General features: G+C 51.1%; 2 pseudogenes. Both read left to right on the plus strand.

The features are described 5' to 3' along the window. Positions 1-220, plus strand: a pseudogene (locus ACTHUR_RS21325) (lytic transglycosylase); the annotation flags it as partial. A 48-nt stretch (positions 221-268) separates the two neighbouring features. Further along, positions 269-438 (plus strand): annotated as a pseudogene (locus ACTHUR_RS21330) (LysM peptidoglycan-binding domain-containing protein); the annotation flags it as partial.

Here is a 438-nt window from a genome sequence, read left to right on the forward strand (position 1 = left end):
AAATACAACTACTGAGCTGACTACTGCTCAAGCTGCTCCGACGCAAGCTGCTGAAACAGCCGATGAACTGATGGCGTTGGTAGATTCAAATCTTCGTACTCAAACTGAAAATGTAGCAGTCGCACAAGCCGCCAGCGAACACAATATTGCATCCGACGCAGTCAAAGCGCGTAGCGAGCGTATTGCCGCCAATACCGCCAAACAACAAAGCCGCACTTAGGCGCGTTTGGCCCGTGCAGGCAATCAGCAGCAATCTCAAACCGCAGGTGCGGGCATGCACCGTGTAGCCGATGGCGATACGCTGTTTAATATCTCACGTCGTTACAACTTGAGCGTTGCTGACTTGATTATTGCCAACAACATCAAAGGCAATAACATCCGTAAAGGTCAGCTGTTGCGTGTGACCGTAGCGCCCGCCAAAACTCGAAACAGTATCCG

This window comes from Neisseria sp. P0021.S007 (assembly GCF_051956855.1).